We start from the raw sequence: 16249 nt of genomic DNA, 5'->3' as shown, positions 1-16249 counted from the left end.
ATATGTTGGATGCCGATTCGGAGATCGGCGGTCCTCAGCGCTGAGTGGCTCCTTCGGGTGAGTTGATGGTGGTCCAGAGGGCGACGACAACCTTGTCCTTGGCGGTGAGGTCGGGAGTGGCGGCGAAGGCGTCGAGGATGGCGGTGCGGGTGCGGGCGCTCATGTTGCCCGCGCAGAGCAGGAGATTGACGCGGTCGACCAGCGTTTCATGGTCACCGGCGACCTTCAGCAGTTCGTGGTGGTCGGGATCGAAGCGGATCGACCACCCGGAAGCGTAGCCTTCGTTGAGGTATTCCCAAAGCAGGTTCGGGAACGAGATGGCGGAGTAGGAATCGACGATCTGGAAGCCGGGGCTGACGAGCCCGGCATTGCGGATCTCGCCCGGGGCCTGGTACTCCGGCGTGAAGAAGTTGAAGACGTTGGGCGACAGCAGGGGCTCCTGGAAACTGTAGGCATAGTGGGTGCGTTCGGGATTCCACCAGACGAAGTCCGGGTGGGCCTCGGTCAGCTTCATCAGCCGGGCCAGGTGCATCGTCCGGATCACCGGTTCGCGGGTCTTGCCGAAGGCGGGATCCGTCGGGACCGCGCGCGCCTCGGAATCGAGGAGGATGGCCTTGACCACCGCACCGAGGTTGCCGCGGGCACCGCTGCCGTCGTCGGCAAAGACCGCCGCCACGCGCCCGACATAGGCGGGAGACGGGTTGGCCGTGACGAGGAACTGGATGAGCTTCTTCGAGATGAAGGGCGCGGTGTTCGGATGCCGGACGAGCGAGTCGACGGCGTCCCGGATGTCGCGAAGGCCGTTCTCGGCGCTGGGATCGCGGGCGGGAATCACGATGCCGCCGAGCAGCGTCTTGCTTTCGAAGTCGTGGTAGTCCGGATGCATCACCATCGGCTTGACGTAGTGATCGTCGGCCCAGCCGCCGCTGCCCCAGCCCCAGGGGGCGTCGAAGAAGAGGCCGGTGAAGACGCGGGCCAGCTCGGTGATCTCGCCGTTGCCGTAGGTTTCGATCGGCTGCCCGAATTCGTCCGTCTTGCGGGTGCCGTCCATGTTCAGATCCCACAGGCCGATGCTGAAGAGCTGCATGATCTCGCGCGCGTAGTTCTCGTCCGGAAAGCGCGGGATGCTGGGGTCGGCCTTCTGGTTTCCGACGTGGCTGAGATACCAGCCCATCACGGGATGCAGGGAGACGTCGTGGAGCAACCCGCCGTAGTCGCCGAATGCCTGGTCGATGAGCATGTCGTAGTAGGTCGCGAGACCCTCGACGCGTTCGGCGAGCTGGGCATCGCGGCGTGAGACCACGAGGATCTGCGAGAGCGCGAAGGCGACCCGCTGGCGGAGCTGGTCGGGCGCGTCGATCGCGTGGCGCGCCCACGGGGTGGTGACGTTGTAGCCGGTGACGTAGCCGCCGCCTTCGTTGAAGTCATAGAGCGGATCGAGCCGGCCATCGGCGGCATCGCGCTTGATCTCCTGAACGTAGGGGCGCAGCCGCGAGGGCGGCAGGGCGAGCTGCTCGTCGATCCACGCCTCGTAGCCGATTTCGCGCACGCGATCGATGGACTCCGGCGTGGGGCCGAAGCTGGCCTGCATCAGGAAACGGGCGGCCTGGGTGGGCGAGGGGATGCCGGGCCGGGTGGAGCCGGGGTAGGTGCCGGTGGTGAGCTTTTCGAGCAGCGCCCTGGCGTCGCCGGAAAGGTGAGGCTGACCGGAGCGTTCGGTTGCTTGGCCGGAGGAATCCGCCGAGGTGGTCGAGCTGGCGAGAAACTCGAGTTCGACCCAGTCGTCCACCCCGTCGCCATCGGCGTCGAGCGGGAGGACCGAAGTACGATAGAAGCCGTGGTTTTCGCCGAAGGCGTCGGGGATGGTCACGGAAAGGCGGCCACCGGAGGAAGTCGCGGGTGGGAGTCCGGTGGCGGGGTTCCAGCCGCCGAGCGATTCGGAGAACTCGACGACGTGGGCCTTGCCGCGGATGTCGGGCCAGTCGAGCACCATGTCGTTGCCGTGGCGCAGGGCGGCGAGATCAAGGCGTGAGTTCGGGTCGTCCGGATCGGTGCCGGCCTCGCTTTCCTCGAGGTTGGTCATGCCGTCGCCATCGTCGTCGGCCAGCGCGGCCCGCGGCGTGCCGCCGGCCCACATCGTCCACGCATCCGAGAGGCCGTCGCCGTCCAGGTCGTCGGGCGTGCCGGTGAAGTGGAACCAGGCGGGGATCGAGTCACCGGATGTGGGCGAGCTGCCCTGACGGATTTCCTCGCCATCGTCCACGCCGTCATCGTCGCTGTCGTCGTCGTTGGGATCGGTGCCGGCGAAGAACTCGTCGCGATTGTTCAGGCCGTCGATGTCGGGGTCGAGGGTCGCATCGGTCGGGTCGGAGGGATCCAGCAGGTGGGCGTTTTCCCAGTCGTCGGGCATGCCGTCGTGGTCTCCGTCGGCGGGTCCGAGCGGGTTGCGGGTGATGACGGCATCGACGCCGGGTTCGGTCTCGATGGAGGGCACGCCGGGGTTGCCGGAGGCATCCGTCCAGGGAGCGCTGCCGTCGAGCAGCCGGGGATCGGCTGCGACCGCGTTGGTCCAGGTATGGGTGCCGAGCAGCACCGGATTTCCGGGGTCCGCCGTCTGGTGGAGTTGAAAGGTGAGGGTCCAAAGGTTCTCGCCCGGATCCGGCTGGTTGGCGGTGAAGGTGAAGCGCAGCGGCAGCGAGTCGTCGGCGTCGCCGAAACCACTGAAGCCGAGGGCATGTTTCAGGTCATTCGCCGGCTGGGTCGAGCCGGTGTGGTAGAAGGCCCAGGTCGGCTCGCCATCCTGGTGGAAGACGTCCTCGATGCAGCGGAAGCGGTAGGTCACCACACCGTCGCGGTAGTAGAGGCCCATGCGAACGGCCGAAGACCAACCGCCGTCATCGAGCTCGGTGACCAGCTCGGCGAGTTCGGTGCGACGGCCTGCCATCGGGGACTGCCCGTGGTTCCAGCGCAGCGACAGGTCATCGACCTGCCAGTGCCATGTGCGTGTGGCCGCCGTCCATTCCGGCACGCCGGGGGCGACGTCGGCGGGATTCATCGGGTCGGTGCCCGCGGCGCGTTCGGCGGCATCGTTCCGGCCGTCACTGTCGCTGTCCGCAAGCGTCGGCAGGGAGGGGAAGGGATCGCCATGGACTTCGTCGCCGTCGCGCAGGCCATCCTCGTCGCTGTCGGGATCGAGCGGATCGGTCGTGGTTTCATCCCCATCCTGCAGACCATCGTCATCGCTGTCCGCGTCGTGGGGATCGGTGCCCGCGGCCACTTCGGCGGCATTGTCGAGCCCATCCTGGTCCGGATCGGCGGTGGCGTCCGGAACCTGCGGGTCGAGGTTCATTTCGATCTCCACGGCATCGGGAATGCCGTCGCTGTCGGCGTCGGACGACATGTCGATGATCTGGATGCCGTGCAGGCCGACGCTGTCGTTGTCGAGTTGTTGGAGGACGATGGTTTGCGCGGCGGTGCTGAGACCGCGGAAGCGGACGAAGTTGGAGAGTTCGACCTCCGCGGTGCTGGTGGCGGTCGCTTCATTCCACCCGAGGAAAGGGGGCGCCGCGCCGGAAAGCAGGTAGCGGGTGCTGGTCGGATCACCGGCCAGGGCCACGCTGGCGCGGTAGTAGGGATTCGGACCGCCGACGTAGGCGATGAGGTCGTAGCTGGAGAAGGGAATGCCGGAGAGCGTGACTTCGACCGGCACGTCGGGGCCGAAGGGTTGATCCGTTCCCAGGCTGCCGTTGAGGATGCGGGGGTCTCCGGCTTGTGAGTGGCGGCCGACGGTCGCATAGCCAAAGGACCAACCGGCCGTGACCGGGGTGGCGGAGCCGGTGCCGTCGACCAGGCCGCTGGCGGAGCCGGTGAGCGCCGTCGCGTTCGGCGGCCAGAGTGGCTGGCGGTCGGAGTGGTTCCAGTGCGGGGCCGGCACGACGCCGGCGATTTCCCAGGGACCGAGGCCCACCGAGCCGGGCCGCTCGGCGAGAAATTGCAGGCCGATGCTGCCGGCGAAGGCGAACGGCTGCGAGGCATCCGAGCCGGGGTCGGTGCCCACCGCCACCTCGTAGCCATCGGGGAAGTCGTCGCCGTCGCTGTCCGCCACGGCGGGATGGGTCGTCACTTCGTCACCGTCGAGGAGTCCGTCGCCGTCGCTGTCGGGATCGAGCGGGTCGCTGGACTCGTTGTCGGGCAGCCCGTCGTGGTCGGTGTCCGGGTTGGTGGGGTTGGTGCCCAGGGCCGATTCGGCGAGCGAGCTGAGCCCGTCGCCATCGGGATCGAGGACGGCGTCGGCGGGCTCGCCGTCGTCGAGGCCGTAGGTTTCCTCATACCACCGCGGCATGCCGTCGGCGTCGCCATCGGCCAGCGCATCGGCATCGGCGTCGAGCCGCAGGAAATCGAAGAGGATGTAGCCGCCCGCCGAGCCGCCGGTGCGTTCGACCTCGAGGATGTTGTCTTCGGCGGTCAGCGGGAAATCCACGGCATCGAAGGGAATGCGCAGGACCGTCCCGAAGCGCAGCGCGGTCCAGGTGCCGAGCGATTGACCATTGAGGCGGACCTCCACGTCGTGGCTGCCGAAGCCGGGCAGGGTGTTGCCGACCCACATCCCGGCCGAGTAGAGGTCGATGGTGAGGAACAGCCGGGCCGTGGAAGAGCGCTGGGCCGCGGTCAGCGGAAAGTGGAACCGCACGCGCGGATCCCCCTCGGTCACCGCCCGCTCGACGTTGGACACGGCTTCGTCGCTGGCGACGGTGCCGATCGGCGGGGCGTAGGTGCCCGCAAAATAGTAGTCGTCGTCCTTCGCCGACGCGGAACCGGGCGGGGCGTTCGAATCGTAGCTTTCGTTCTGAAACGGCGAGGCGGCACCGTCGTCGGATCCGAGGGACCAGACGGGATCGGTGAGCTGCGACTGAGCGCTGGGGGCCGCCCAAAGGATCGCCAGGACAGCGAGGCGGAGGCTTCGGGACATGCGAGGATGATTTACAAAAGTTTACGATTAGAGCGGCTCAACGGCGGCGTCGACACAAAAAACCACACAAAAAAATGACCCCGAGTCCGGCGAGGAGCGGGATTTCCGGCTCGGGTACGGCAAAGAGGTTGTCGACCCGCAGGGTGCGCTGCCCGGTGCCGCCGCGGAAATTGACGTCGGCGTTGTGGAGGATCCGCAGCTCGGTGACGCCGGCGAGGGTGGCGTGGGCGTCGCTGCCCCCGGCACTGAGCAGGCTGTCGGCGGTGAGATCAAACTCCACCGAGGTCCATGTGCTGAAGACTCCGAGGGGCCGGGCCTCGGTGACGAACCAGCCGCCGGGACCGTTGACCCCGATCCGGATCTGGCTGGCGTTGGGCGACTGGTTCCGCAGGTCCATGGTCAATGCCGAGATCCCGGCCCCGAGGTAGTCGCCGGTCCAGTCGGTGCGGTTGTAGGTGGCCAGCCGGCTCCCCGGGCCGCTGCCGGGCGAAGCGTTGATGACCAGCGACGAGTCGCCGGTGCCCAGCGGGCCGCTGTCGGGCTGGATGAACGGCGGGCTCGGGTGCGGACTGCCCGCGGTCCAGCCGGTCGGGCCGTCGAAGGTCTCGAGTTGGAAAAGCACCACCCCTTTTGCCGGGACCAGCGCGAGTCCGGTGAGCAGGATGGTCTTGAGGAAACGGCCGAGCATCATCAAGCCTCCCCCTTGCCCGGGCGGGCGCAAGCCTGAATCAACCCGTCCGGCATGAACCCGGGATGGTCGTCACGGCGGTCAGCGGGTCCGCACCCGGAAGTCGGTGGCACCCCATGACTTGAGGAGTTCCTTCGCCTTGTCGGCGCCGGCCACGCAGGCGGCGGTGGCGAGAGGGTCGGAGAGGGTGGCTTTTGGAGCGATGACGCTGACGGCGATCGGATCGGTGAGACCGAGGCCGGTGGCGGGGTCGAGGATGTGGGAGTAGCGGACGCCGTCGATGTCGACGAACTGGAAGAGGTCGCCGGAGGTGGAGACGGCGGCGTGAACGAGCGGGACCGCCTCGTCGGGCTTCCGGGGGTCGAAGGTCTTGAGGCCGACCCGCCACGCTCCGCGGCCGGAAGGAGCGGCGGCGACGGCGATGTCGCCGCCGGCGACGACCGAACTGCGCTGGATTCCTTGTTCGACGAGGATCGCGAGCATCTGGTCGGCGGCGTAGCCTTTGGCGAGACCGCCGAGGTCGAAGCGCATGCCGGGCTTGCCGAGCGTGATGGTGCGGGCCTCGGAATCGAGCGCATAGTGCTGCCAACCGGTGGCCTTGCGGGCGGCGGCGAGCGTTTCGGAGTCGGGCAGGCACCCGGTGCGGCGGGATTCCCGCCAGAGCCGGGTGAGGGGCCCGAGGGTGGGATCGTAGAGGCCGCCGGTCATTTGTGCCGTGCGCCGGGCGGTTTCAAGCAGGTCGAAGAGGGTGGCGGAGAGTTCGATGGGTTCGTCGACCGGGGCGCTCGAGAGTTTCGAGAGTTCGGAATCGGTGAGGTAGTCGGAGGCGACGGCGTTGATCGCCGCGGCGGCCGCGAAGGCTTCGGCGGCGGCCTTCTTCGCGAGGGCCGGGTCGTCGGTGTAGCAGGTGATGGAGAAGGTCGTGCCCATCAACTCCCGCGAGAACTGCTGGCGTTCGCCGGCGGTCAGCGGGGCGATGAGGAGGAGTGCGAAGAGTTTCATGAACTGCGGAGCGGGATACCATAGGTCCCATGGGTCCCATAGGACCTATTTCTGAGAGCCCGCCGCAAACTCCGCACGGATCTCGGGGGCGATCAGCAGCGTGCCGATGAGGAGCAGGCCCGAGGCGATCAGGGCGACGGAGACGGGGCCGAGGTGCTGGAGGCAGGCGTAGGCGATGAAGGGCGCGAGCACCCCGCGCACGCCGGTCAGAAACGAGTGCACGCTCTGGTATTCGCTGAGGCGGTCCTCCTCGGCGAAGCGGGTGGTCCACAGCATCCACAGGATCTGGCCGCCGGAGCGGGCGATGCCGTGCAGGGCGATGCCGAGGCACAGGGTGAAGACGCTGCTGCCAAGATAGTAGATGAGGATGCCGGCGATGAAGAACAGGTTCACCATCGCCCGGACGCGGTAGAAGGGAAGCTTGTCGAAGACGGTGCCCCAGGGGACGACCGTGACGATGAAGGCGAGCATCGGCACGGTGGCGGTGATGAAGCCGGTGCGCTCGGCATCGAAGCCGAAGCCGTAGGCGGGATTGCCGATGAACTCGACGAACAGCGCCCATGAAATCAGGTTGCCGAGGCCGATGAGCATCCACATCACCAGCAGCTTGGCGAAGGGCTTGTTGTCGCCGACGTGGGAAAAGGCGTCGAACCAGCGGATGCGGTTCGAGGCGCGGAGGCGGACCGGGGCCATGGCGCGGACGCACAGCGCCATGAGCAGGGTGCCGGCGGCGTAGGTGGCGAAGAGAGGCTGAAAGCCCTGGTTTTCGACCCACAGGCCGAGCAGCCAGCCGCCGAGGGCGACGGTGCAGGCCCGGCTCAGCGAGGTGAGGGAGAACAGGCGCCCGCGGTTCTCGTCGGCGTAGTGCTTGCGGTAGATCTGTGCCATCAGCGGCGAGGCCGAGGCGAGGAAGACGAAGGCGAAGCACACGCCGGCGGCGTAGAGGACGGGGCGGTCGGCGGAGACCGCCGAGGTGCCGAAGCCGACGGCCGACAGGCACCAGAAGCCCGCGGCGACGTTGTTCACCGTCCACCCGCGGCGGCGGATGATCTGGACGACGAACAGGCTGAGCAGCAGGCCGACACTGCCCGAGGCCAGGATGGCGCCCTTCACCCACGACGGCAGATCGAAGATCCGGATGGCGACGAAGACCGCGAAGGTGGCCATCGCCGTCTCGACGAAGCCCTGCGGGAAGGAGCGCAGCAGTTCGAGCCGGAAGGTACGCCGCTGCTGCGAGAAATCGAACTGTCCGGGCGGCGGGAGAGACATCTGGAATTTCAGATTTGGAGATTTCGGATTTCAGATCGGCGACATGGCGGTGGCCGGGGGAGGTGGGGGGATTGAAGGCCCGAATCGGCTCGAATGAACGCGAATTCGTCCGGGCCGGCCACCGGACCCGCGAGATGCCGATTTCATCATCGGCGGTCCCCCGGGACGATATGCGCTTGCCGGGTGGGGGTCGGATCGCGGCATGATGTCGCGCATGGAGAACGAGAGAGGCCACGGCGGGCCGACGATGCGCTTGTCGGTGATGATGTTCCTGCAGTTTTTCGTCTGGGGGGCGTGGTTTGCCACCCTGGGTCTCTGCCTCGGCAGCAACGAGCTTGGAGCCTTCTCGGGCGGTGCCTACGGCTCGGCCCCCATCGGGGCGATGATCGCGCCGCTTTTCCTCGGCCTGATCGCCGACCGCTTTTTCCCCTCGCAGATCGTGATGGGGGTGCTGTTCCTGATCGGCGGGGCGCTGCTGCTGGCGATTCCGAATGCGGCGGCGGCCGGGAATGGCGAGCTGATGGTGTGGTTGATGATCGGCAACATGCTGACCTACATGCCGACGCTCGGGCTGGCAAACTCGGTGGCCTTCAGCCATCTCGACCGCATCGCCTTCCCCAAGGTCCGGGTCTGGGGCACGATCGGCTGGATCGCGGCGGGGCTGGTGGTCGGGATCCTCGGCTGGTCGGCGAAGTTCAGCATGTTTTACCTCGCGGGAGCGGCCTCGCTCGTGCTCGGCGCCTTTTCCTTCGTGCTGCCCCACACCCCGGCTCCGGCCAAGGGCGAGCCGGTGAACCTGCGCGCGCTGCTGATGGTGGATGCCTTCGGGCTTTTCAAGCGCCCGGCCTTCGCGGTCTTCATGATCTGCTCGATGCTGATCTGCGTGCCGCTGGCCTACTACTACGGGCTGACATCCAACTATCTCCAGAACACCGGGTTCCTGCAGCCGGCATCGACCATGACGATCGGCCAGATGTCCGAGATCATCTTCATGCTGCTGATCCCGTTCTTCTTCCGCCGGCTCGGGGTGAAGTGGATGATCCTGGTCGGCATGCTGGCGTGGGTCGCCCGCTACCTTCTCTTCGCCTTCGGGGCACCGGATCAGATTGTGTGGATGCTGTTCCTCGGCGTGGCCCTGCACGGTATCTGCTACGACTTCTTCTTCGTCACCGGCTTCATGTACACCGACAAGGTGGCGCCGAAGAAAGTTCGCAGCCAGGCGCAGAGCATGCTGGTTTTCTTCACCCAGGGCATCGGGATGTATGTCGGCTACGCGATTGCCTTCGGGGTGATGTACCAGGTGCCGAGCAAGCTTTTCGGGATGAACGTCGACTTTTCCGGCTGGGGCGGCGGCGTCTCCGGATTTGTTCCGCTGGAGGCGCAGATCAAGGGCATCCGGGGTGCTGAAGAAAGCAGCTTCCTGCAACAGCTCGGCCAGATGTTTTCCATGGACATGCCGGACGGGGTCGATCCCGACTTGCTGACCAGCACGATGGAGCAGTGGAAGGAGTTCTGGATTCTGCCGGCGTTGATCGCCGGAGGGATCGCGGTTCTGTTCTTCCTCTCCTTCTGGGACAAGATCCGGGTCGCCGATGCCGACGAGGAGGACGTGGCCGAGGCGGCGTCGCCGGATGAGAAATCCGTGGTTTGACGCAGTCAGGTTCCCGGCGGATGGCGATGGTGAAACTCAGCCAGCAGCATGGTGGATTGTGCAGTCGATGACGTTCTGAGGATGCTGGGCGAGGAGCAGCTCGTCGAACTCCCGGCGGATGCCGGGGCGGAGACGGACCTCTTCGAGGCCGGGATGGACTCGATGGCGGTGATGCAGCTGATCGTGGTGGTCGAGGAACGCTGGGGGGTGGTGCTCGGCGCCGGGGATGTCGGGCGCGAGACGCTGGGCACGCCGGCGCGGATGGTGGCGACGATCAATTCGCGGCGATGAAGGCGGACGTGCTGGTGATCGGGGGCGGAAGTGCCGGGCTGGCCGCCGCGGTGAGCGCGGCACGGGCCGGCGCGAAGGTGGTGCTGGTCGAGCGCCACGGGATGCTCGGCGGCATGGGCACGGCCTCGCTGGTGCACACCTTCTGCGGACTCTACCGGATGGATCGCGAGGGGCCGGAGCATGCCAACGAAGGACTCCCGGTCGAGATCGCCGACCGCATGAAGGTGGCGACCGGGCGGGGTCCGGTGAAGATGGGGCGCCTGTGGGTGCTGCCGCAGCATCCGGTGGACTTTGCCTCGATCGCCGACGCGATGGTCCGCGAGGCGGGGGTGGAATGCCTTTTCCACAGCGAGCTGATCTCGCTGGAGCCCGGGTGGCGGGCGCAGGCGAGTTGTCGGGGCGGGCATTTTGACATCGAAGCGGCGGCGGTGGTCGATGCCAGCGGCGATGCGGTGGCGGCGGCCTTGCTCCGCCTGACGGATGAGCGGACCCCCTCCGAGCGCCTCCAGCGGCCCGCCTACGTGTGTGGCGTGCAAGGCGTGAACGGAGAGCTTTCCGGTCTGGAGCTTGCCGGGCGAATCGTCGAGGGCGTGCGGGCCGGCGAGTTGCCGAAGTCCGCCATGGGCATGCATTTCCGCAGCAGCGGCCGCCCGGGCGAGGTGTTCGGCACACTCGATCTCGCCGGCGAGGAAACGGGCCGCTACGACCCGACGGATCCGGCCTGCCTCTCGGCTCTGGAGTCCACGGGTCGGGCCATCACCCGGGAGATCATCGGGTATTTTCGTGAGCATCAGCCGGGCTGGGACGAGGCCTACGTGGCCCACTGGCCGGTGCGCGCCGGGGTGCGCGAAAGCCGCCGCTGGCAGGGCGAGGCGTGCCTGACCGGCGACGAGGTGATTTCCGGCACCACCCACGACGACGATGTGGCCTTTGCCGCGTGGCCGATGGAGATGCGGGAGTCGAACCGCGGCCCGAAGCTGCGCTACCCGGACGAGGGGCGCTCGGCGGGAATTCCGGCGGGAGCTCTGCGGGCGAAGGGCTTCGAGCGGCTGTTCGTCGCCGGGCGCTGCATTTCCTGCGACCACGAGGCCCAGGCCTCGATCCGCGTGATGGGCACCTGCTTCGCCACCGGCGAGGCGGCCGGGCGAATGGCGGCCGGGTGAGCCCGTTGCTCTTTCCGAGAGTTCTGAGAAGCGGAGTTCTGCCCCCCGTTGACATCATGATTCAGCATTGCTACATCATGATGCATGAGAACGACGGTCAACATACCCGATGCCCTGCTCAAGGAGGCGCGCGAGCGTTCGCTTTCCGAAGGCCGCACGCTGGGCGAGTTGGTGGCCGAGGGGCTGCGGATGTTGCTGAGTCGCGGTCCGGCCGATGCCCCGACGCCTGTCGAACCGCTCCCGACCTACGGAGGCCGTGGACTTCAGGACGGTGTGGATCTCGACAATAATGCCGCGTTGCTCGACCTGATGGAGACCCGGTGAAACTGTTCGATGTCAACGTCCTCGTCTATGCGCACCGCGAGGACTCGCCGGATCATGCGGCCTATCGCGACTGGCTCGAGTCGCAGCTCGACGCGCCGGAGTTGTGCGCGGTGTCGGAGTTGGTGTTGTCCGGCTTTCTCCGGGTCGTGACCCATCCGAAAGCGTTCCGCGACCCGACGCCTCTTCCACTCGCCCTCGCGTTCTGCGAACGGCTTCGTCGGCATACCGGCCTCCATCTGCTCGCTCCGGGGAAGGAGCATTGGAGAATATTCACTTCGCTTTGCGAGGCGGTGGGCGCCAAGGGAAACCTGATTCCGGATGCCTACCACGCCGCGCTCGCGATCGAGGCCGGCGCCATCTGGTTCAGCACCGATTCGGGTTTTGCCCGCTTTCCGCTGCTGGACTGGCGTCACCCGCTGCGCGATGGCTGATGGGCCCGAGCGACCTCCGGGTTGCGGATTTGGTCCGGCAGAATGCCCCGGTAGAGCGGCACTCCACGGCCGAACCTCCAAACTTGGCAGGCGCGGGCGGACCCGCCATCGTGGGCCGGCGGAAGCAACATGAATAAATCCGAGTCATCTGCGTCGAAAGGATCCCCGGAGGCTGGCGAAGAGCCGGCCGACGAGGTGCTGGTCCTTCAGGCGCAGGCGGGTGACTCCGCCGCGTTCGACGAACTGGTGACCCGTCACCGGGGCAGGATTTTCGCCATGATTCGCCAGATGACCAAAAACGAAGCCGACGCCTGGGACCTCTCGCAGGAGGCCTTCATCAAGGCGTGGAAGGCTTTGCCACGCTTCGAGGTGAAGGCGAAGTTCTCGACCTGGCTCTACCGCATCGCCCACAACACCGTCTACGACTGGGCGCGCCGCAAGCGCCCGGAAGCGGGCGGGGGCGAGCTCAACGAGGAGATCTTCGGCTCCGGGTCGATCGATCCGGCCTCGACGACGACGCCGGCGGCCGAGAGGCGGCCCGATGATGCCATGCGCGACGGTGAGCTGCGCGTGAAGATCGAGGCCGCCCTCGACCAGCTTTCGCCGCAACACCGCGAAGTCGTGATCTTGAAGGACGTGCAGGGTCTGGCTTACAAGGAAATCGCCGAAGTGATGGATTGTTCCATCGGCACGGTGATGAGCCGCCTGCACTACGCCCGCCAGAAACTCCAATCACTCCTGAAGGATGAATACGAAGCCCGATGACGAACTCCTGGCCCTGTGGGTCGAGGACGAACTGGATGCCGAAGCCTCCGCCGAGGTCGAGCGCTGGGCGTGCGAGCAGCCCGAGTGGGTCGAACGCCGCGAGCAGGCACGCTGGAGCCGCGAACTCCTGGGGTCCGCCCTGGGAGGCGAAGACGAGGTGCCGCACGCCGAGTTCTTCAACGCCCGCATCCGCCGCGAGATCGAGCTTTCCGCGCCCGCAGCCGGGCCGACCCCCGAGCCCGGCAAGGTCCGCCGCGGACCGTGGCTGTGGGTGATGCCGGCGACGGCCGCGGCCGGGGTGGCCCTGGGGTTCTTCCTCGGCCACGACCGGGGTGGTGTGCCGGAAGCGACGCCACCGGTGGCCGCCGAGCTCGCACCCGTCCTCTACACCCCCGAGCGTGGGGTGCAGGCCGAGTTCGTCGGGGGCGACGAGGCTTCGGTGATCGTGCTGGCCGGCGTTCAGGCGATTCCCGACGAGTGGGAGATTCCCGAAACGGCGATGCTCGAACCGGAGCCGAGCCGGATGGCCAATCACGGCGAGGAAGAAGACGACCAGGACGTGCGATGAGATTCCTTTCCACGCTCCTCATCACGCTGATGGTGCCGCTTGCGGCAGCGGCGGCGGATCGCGGCAAGGAGGCCGTGGGTGAGGTCGAGGTTGTGGTGTATTTCGGCACCAACGACGATCCGGCGAAGGCCGGTGAGCGGACGACGGAGGTCCCGGCCGCCACGGCCGAACAGCTGCGCCGGCACGAGCCCCTGGAGTTCACGCACTACCGCCTGCTCGGGTCCGATCGCCAGAAGGTCTATCGCAGCTACGAGAACTGGGCGCAGCCGATCAAGGGAAGCGACGAGATCCTGTGCCGCTTTGAGACCGAGAGCGTGATTTCCCGCGACACCATGCGGCTCGATCTCGAGTTGTGGCTGAGCCGCAAGAAGATCCTCAAGTCGGGCATGGCATTGACCCACGGCAAGCCGGTGCTGGTGCTGGGTCCGGAGTGGCGCGGCGGACGCCTGATCGTGGCGGTCGAACTTGCGCCCCCACCCGGGTCGGGTCCATAGTGCGCCCGATGAGAGCGCTTCTCCTCTGCGTGCTGTTTCTGCCGCTCCCGCTTTCGGCGGGGCTGAGCTTTGAAACGAAACTCAAGGATGTCCATGCCGGCCATGATCAGCGGGAAGTGACCTGCGACTTCGAGTTCAGCAACGACACCGACGGGGCGATCACCATCGCCCGCTACGAATCGACCTGCTCGTGCATGAACGTCAAGGTCAAGGGCGGCAAGCTGCGCTACGAACCGGGTGAGAAGGGGACCATCCGCGCGATCTTCGACATGGGGAATTTCTCCGGCGAGGTGGATAAATCGGTGCGCCTGTGGCTCAAGGGCGACCCGGCGGGGGAGCCCTCCATCACCCTGACGACCCGCGTCCACATCCCGGTGCTGGTCGAGATCGAACCCAAGACGGTGCGGTGGGACGTCGATGCCGCGGGTGAACCGACGACCCAGGTCATTTCGATCACGATGAATCACGACAAACCGATCCACGTGCTGTCGGTCGAGCCGGGAAATCAGAAATTCACCACGGAGCTGAAGACCCTCGAAAAGGGCAAGGCCTACGAACTTCACGTCACTCCGGTCGAGGTGTCCAAGCCGGCGCTCGGGGTAATCCAGATCCGCACGGATGCCGAAAGCAGCCGCTATTCGAGTCAGCGGGCGTTTGCGCTCGTGAGAAAGCCGGTCGAGCCATGAAGAGTTCGATCGAGGTGGCGGTCATCGGGGTGGTTGCCGTGGCGGCGAGCCTGGGCACTTGGATGGCCGGGGGCAGCCCCTCGGGCATGCCGGAGAAGGAGTTGGCCGCGGCGCCGCTCCGGCCCGGCGAGGTGCGCCTGGCGACCCTCGTCGAAGGCGGGCTCGAGGGCATCCTTTGGGTCGATGCCCGCAAGGAGTCGGCGTGGAAGAGCGACGGGCTTGAGGGATCAATTCACCTGACCATCCTCTCGGATGAGCCGCTGATGGCGCAGGTGGAGCGTCACCTCGACGAGCTGGCCGATGCCGGGCGGGTGGTCGTTTACTGCGACGACCTGCATTGTTCCCTGAGCCACGACCTGGCCGACGGACTGCGCGAGATCGGCCTCGTTCCGGGAGAAATCCTGGTCCTGCAGGGCGGCATGACCGCGCTGCGGCAGGGCGGGCTGGTCAAGGGCTCCAGTCCAGGCTCTTGATCTCGATGAGTTCGAGGTAGGGCTGCCCCGGGTCCGCTTCGGGCGTCGGCGTCGCTTCGACAGCGGGTTCATCTCCGGTCGCCGGTTGCTCTTCGCCGGGCCCGTCTTCTTCAACATCCGGTTCCCCCGGGGCCACGGGGGTGCTGCTGCCGGGTGCCTCCTCCCGGTTCCAGCGCAGGGTCACCGTGGCGGGGACCCGTTTTCCCCAGCGCAGGGCGGAGTCGGGCGAGTAGAGCATCTCGGCCAGCGGCGACATTTTTGAGGCGTAGGCGCGGGCGATCTCGCCGCCGTGGGTGCTCGACGAGAGCTTGTAGGTGATCTTGTCGTCGGGGTTCGGGACCCCTTCCTCGAAGCAGCGCGGCATCGCCTCGATCACGGCGCGGAAGGTCTGCGGCTCATCGGAGGGCTCCGCGGCGAAGGCCGCCAGCCGGCCGCCGAGGAGGTCGAGGACCGGATCGATCAGCACCCGGGCCTTCTGGCCGGCGCGCTTGCGGACGATGACCAGGCTGGTGAACGGCTCCGCGTCGGTCTGCTCGAAGCGCACCCGGAAGGGGTGGTCGACGAAGTTCTCGAGCGAATTGCGGTTGGGGGCATCCGGCGTGATCCGGTCGGCGGAAAGCAGTGGCGTGTCGATCACCGAGCCGGTGAGCTCCTCGCGTTCGTAGACGGGTTCGATCAGGGGCAAGCGCGCCCCGATCGAGGAGGCGCGCAGGAAGGCGCGGAGCACGTCTTCGGCTTCCTGGCCGTCGGCCGGGTCGAGATCCTCGGGCGGGAGCGGTGTGGCGGTTCCGGAGTTCCCTCCCGAGTTCGCGGCCGCCGCTGCGGGATCTCCCGCCGGGGCTGGATTTGGTCCCGGATCGGATGCAGTAGGGGGGTTCCCAGCGGTCGGATCAGAATTCTGGGTGCCGAGGAAGGAATTCAGCAGGATGTAGGCAAGCGCCCCGCCGAGGAACAAAAAAAGGAGCGGGACCAGGACACGCTGGAGTCCGGAACTCTTGCGCGAGGGGCCGGAGGAACGCTCGGCCTTTGGCGCCGGGCGTCGTGAAACGTCCGCCGTGCTGTGGCGGGGGCTCACCCCGCCGCGGGCCGGGCGTTCCGGGAGTTCGCGGGGTTCCGGGCGGATGCGTTCATTCTCGGATTCCGGAACGGCATTGGCCGGTCTGCGACGCTCCGGCAGGGTGCCGGGCTGGAGGCGAGGCGCGGATTCCGCGGCGGGCTCGGGAGGGGCGGCTTGGGCCGGTGCCTGGACCGTGGGCTCTGCCCGGGGCGCGCGGATGGTGGCACCGCACTTGGGGCAGGGGCCCTCCACCCCCGCCAGCTTCGAGGGCACCGTGAGCTTTGTGTGGCAGCTGCCGCAGGAGAAATGAATGACGTCTTCGGGCATTGAAATCACCGGCGGTGCCGGTGGGAGGGTTGCGACGTTCTACCGGAAACGCTTTGCCGCGTCAACGCACCCGCTGGGGCACCCGCGGGGC

Annotated in this window: 15 protein-coding genes; 10 read left to right on the top strand and 5 right to left on the bottom strand. The window is 67.2% G+C overall.

The features are described 5' to 3' along the window. Positions 1-34: 34 nt before the first annotated feature. The 4 genes from ACG2LG_RS15425 to ACG2LG_RS15410 form a co-directional block, all read right to left on the bottom strand. The gene (locus ACG2LG_RS15425; protein ID WP_396260440.1) at positions 35-4969 is read right to left on the bottom strand and encodes a DUF1800 family protein; all 4935 of its coding nucleotides are present in this window, start codon (positions 4967-4969) and stop codon (positions 35-37) included. Positions 4970-5006: 37 nt separating this feature from the next. Then, the gene (locus ACG2LG_RS15420) at positions 5007-5660 is read right to left on the bottom strand and encodes a PEP-CTERM sorting domain-containing protein (RefSeq protein WP_396260438.1); all 654 of its coding nucleotides are present in this window, start codon (positions 5658-5660) and stop codon (positions 5007-5009) included. A gap of 78 nt (positions 5661-5738) precedes the next feature. Then, a complete protein-coding gene (locus tag ACG2LG_RS15415) occupies positions 5739-6659 on the bottom strand; it encodes an FAD:protein FMN transferase (protein WP_396260436.1) in 921 nt (306 codons plus the stop codon). A 45-nt stretch (positions 6660-6704) separates the two neighbouring features. Then, on the bottom strand, positions 6705-7928 hold the full coding sequence (locus ACG2LG_RS15410) for an MFS transporter (protein ID WP_396260434.1): 1224 nt from the start codon (positions 7926-7928) through the stop codon (positions 6705-6707). A 214-nt stretch (positions 7929-8142) separates the two neighbouring features. Here ACG2LG_RS15410 and ACG2LG_RS15405 point away from each other — a divergent pair, with 214 nt between their 5' ends. The 10 genes from ACG2LG_RS15405 (at position 8143) to ACG2LG_RS15360 (ending at position 14774) form a co-directional block, all read left to right on the top strand. Then, positions 8143-9579, top strand: coding sequence for an MFS transporter (locus ACG2LG_RS15405; RefSeq protein ID WP_396260432.1), 1437 nt, complete (start codon positions 8143-8145; stop codon positions 9577-9579). 48 nt (positions 9580-9627) lie between these two features. Further along, complete coding sequence (locus ACG2LG_RS15400) at positions 9628-9870, top strand: phosphopantetheine-binding protein (protein WP_396260430.1); 243 nt, start codon at positions 9628-9630, stop codon at positions 9868-9870. Next, positions 9867-11033 (top strand): FAD-dependent oxidoreductase, encoded by a 1167-nt coding sequence (locus ACG2LG_RS15395; RefSeq protein ID WP_396260428.1) that lies wholly within the window; start codon positions 9867-9869, stop codon positions 11031-11033. Before ACG2LG_RS15400 ends, ACG2LG_RS15395 begins: the two co-directional genes overlap by 4 nt. 84 nt (positions 11034-11117) lie before the next feature. Beyond that, positions 11118-11357 (top strand): hypothetical protein, encoded by a 240-nt coding sequence (locus ACG2LG_RS15390; RefSeq protein ID WP_396260426.1) that lies wholly within the window; start codon positions 11118-11120, stop codon positions 11355-11357. After that, the gene (locus ACG2LG_RS15385) at positions 11354-11788 is read left to right on the top strand and encodes a type II toxin-antitoxin system VapC family toxin (RefSeq protein ID WP_396260425.1); all 435 of its coding nucleotides are present in this window, start codon (positions 11354-11356) and stop codon (positions 11786-11788) included. The genes ACG2LG_RS15390 and ACG2LG_RS15385 overlap by 4 nt, the downstream gene beginning before the upstream one ends. A 129-nt stretch (positions 11789-11917) precedes the next feature. Further along, positions 11918-12553 carry an RNA polymerase sigma factor gene (locus ACG2LG_RS15380; protein ID WP_396260424.1) on the top strand — a complete coding sequence of 212 codons (636 nt, stop codon included), beginning with the start codon at positions 11918-11920 and terminating at the stop codon, positions 12551-12553. Next, positions 12534-13121: a hypothetical protein gene (locus ACG2LG_RS15375; protein WP_396260422.1), complete on the top strand. Its 588-nt coding sequence runs from the start codon at positions 12534-12536 to the stop codon at positions 13119-13121. The genes ACG2LG_RS15380 and ACG2LG_RS15375 overlap by 20 nt, the downstream gene beginning before the upstream one ends. Then, the gene (locus tag ACG2LG_RS15370; RefSeq protein WP_396260420.1) at positions 13118-13615 is read left to right on the top strand and encodes a hypothetical protein; all 498 of its coding nucleotides are present in this window, start codon (positions 13118-13120) and stop codon (positions 13613-13615) included. The genes ACG2LG_RS15375 and ACG2LG_RS15370 overlap by 4 nt, the downstream gene beginning before the upstream one ends. Positions 13616-13623: 8 nt before the next feature. Continuing rightward, complete coding sequence (locus ACG2LG_RS15365; RefSeq protein WP_396260418.1) at positions 13624-14301, top strand: DUF1573 domain-containing protein; 678 nt, start codon at positions 13624-13626, stop codon at positions 14299-14301. Further along, positions 14298-14774 (top strand): rhodanese-like domain-containing protein, encoded by a 477-nt coding sequence (locus tag ACG2LG_RS15360; protein ID WP_396260416.1) that lies wholly within the window; start codon positions 14298-14300, stop codon positions 14772-14774. Before ACG2LG_RS15365 ends, ACG2LG_RS15360 begins: the two co-directional genes overlap by 4 nt. Here the strand turns inward: ACG2LG_RS15360 and ACG2LG_RS15355 are convergent. Further along, a complete protein-coding gene (locus ACG2LG_RS15355) occupies positions 14749-16158 on the bottom strand; it encodes a hypothetical protein (RefSeq protein ID WP_396260414.1) in 1410 nt (469 codons plus the stop codon). The genes ACG2LG_RS15360 and ACG2LG_RS15355 overlap by 26 nt on opposite strands. Between the last annotated feature and the right edge of the window lie 91 nt (positions 16159-16249).

It is taken from the genome of Haloferula sp. A504, from assembly GCF_044385805.1.
Taxonomy (GTDB): domain Bacteria; phylum Verrucomicrobiota; class Verrucomicrobiia; order Verrucomicrobiales; family Akkermansiaceae; genus Haloferula.
Note: the sequence above shows the minus strand (reverse complement) of the source record. Positions and strands in the feature narration are given on the sequence as shown.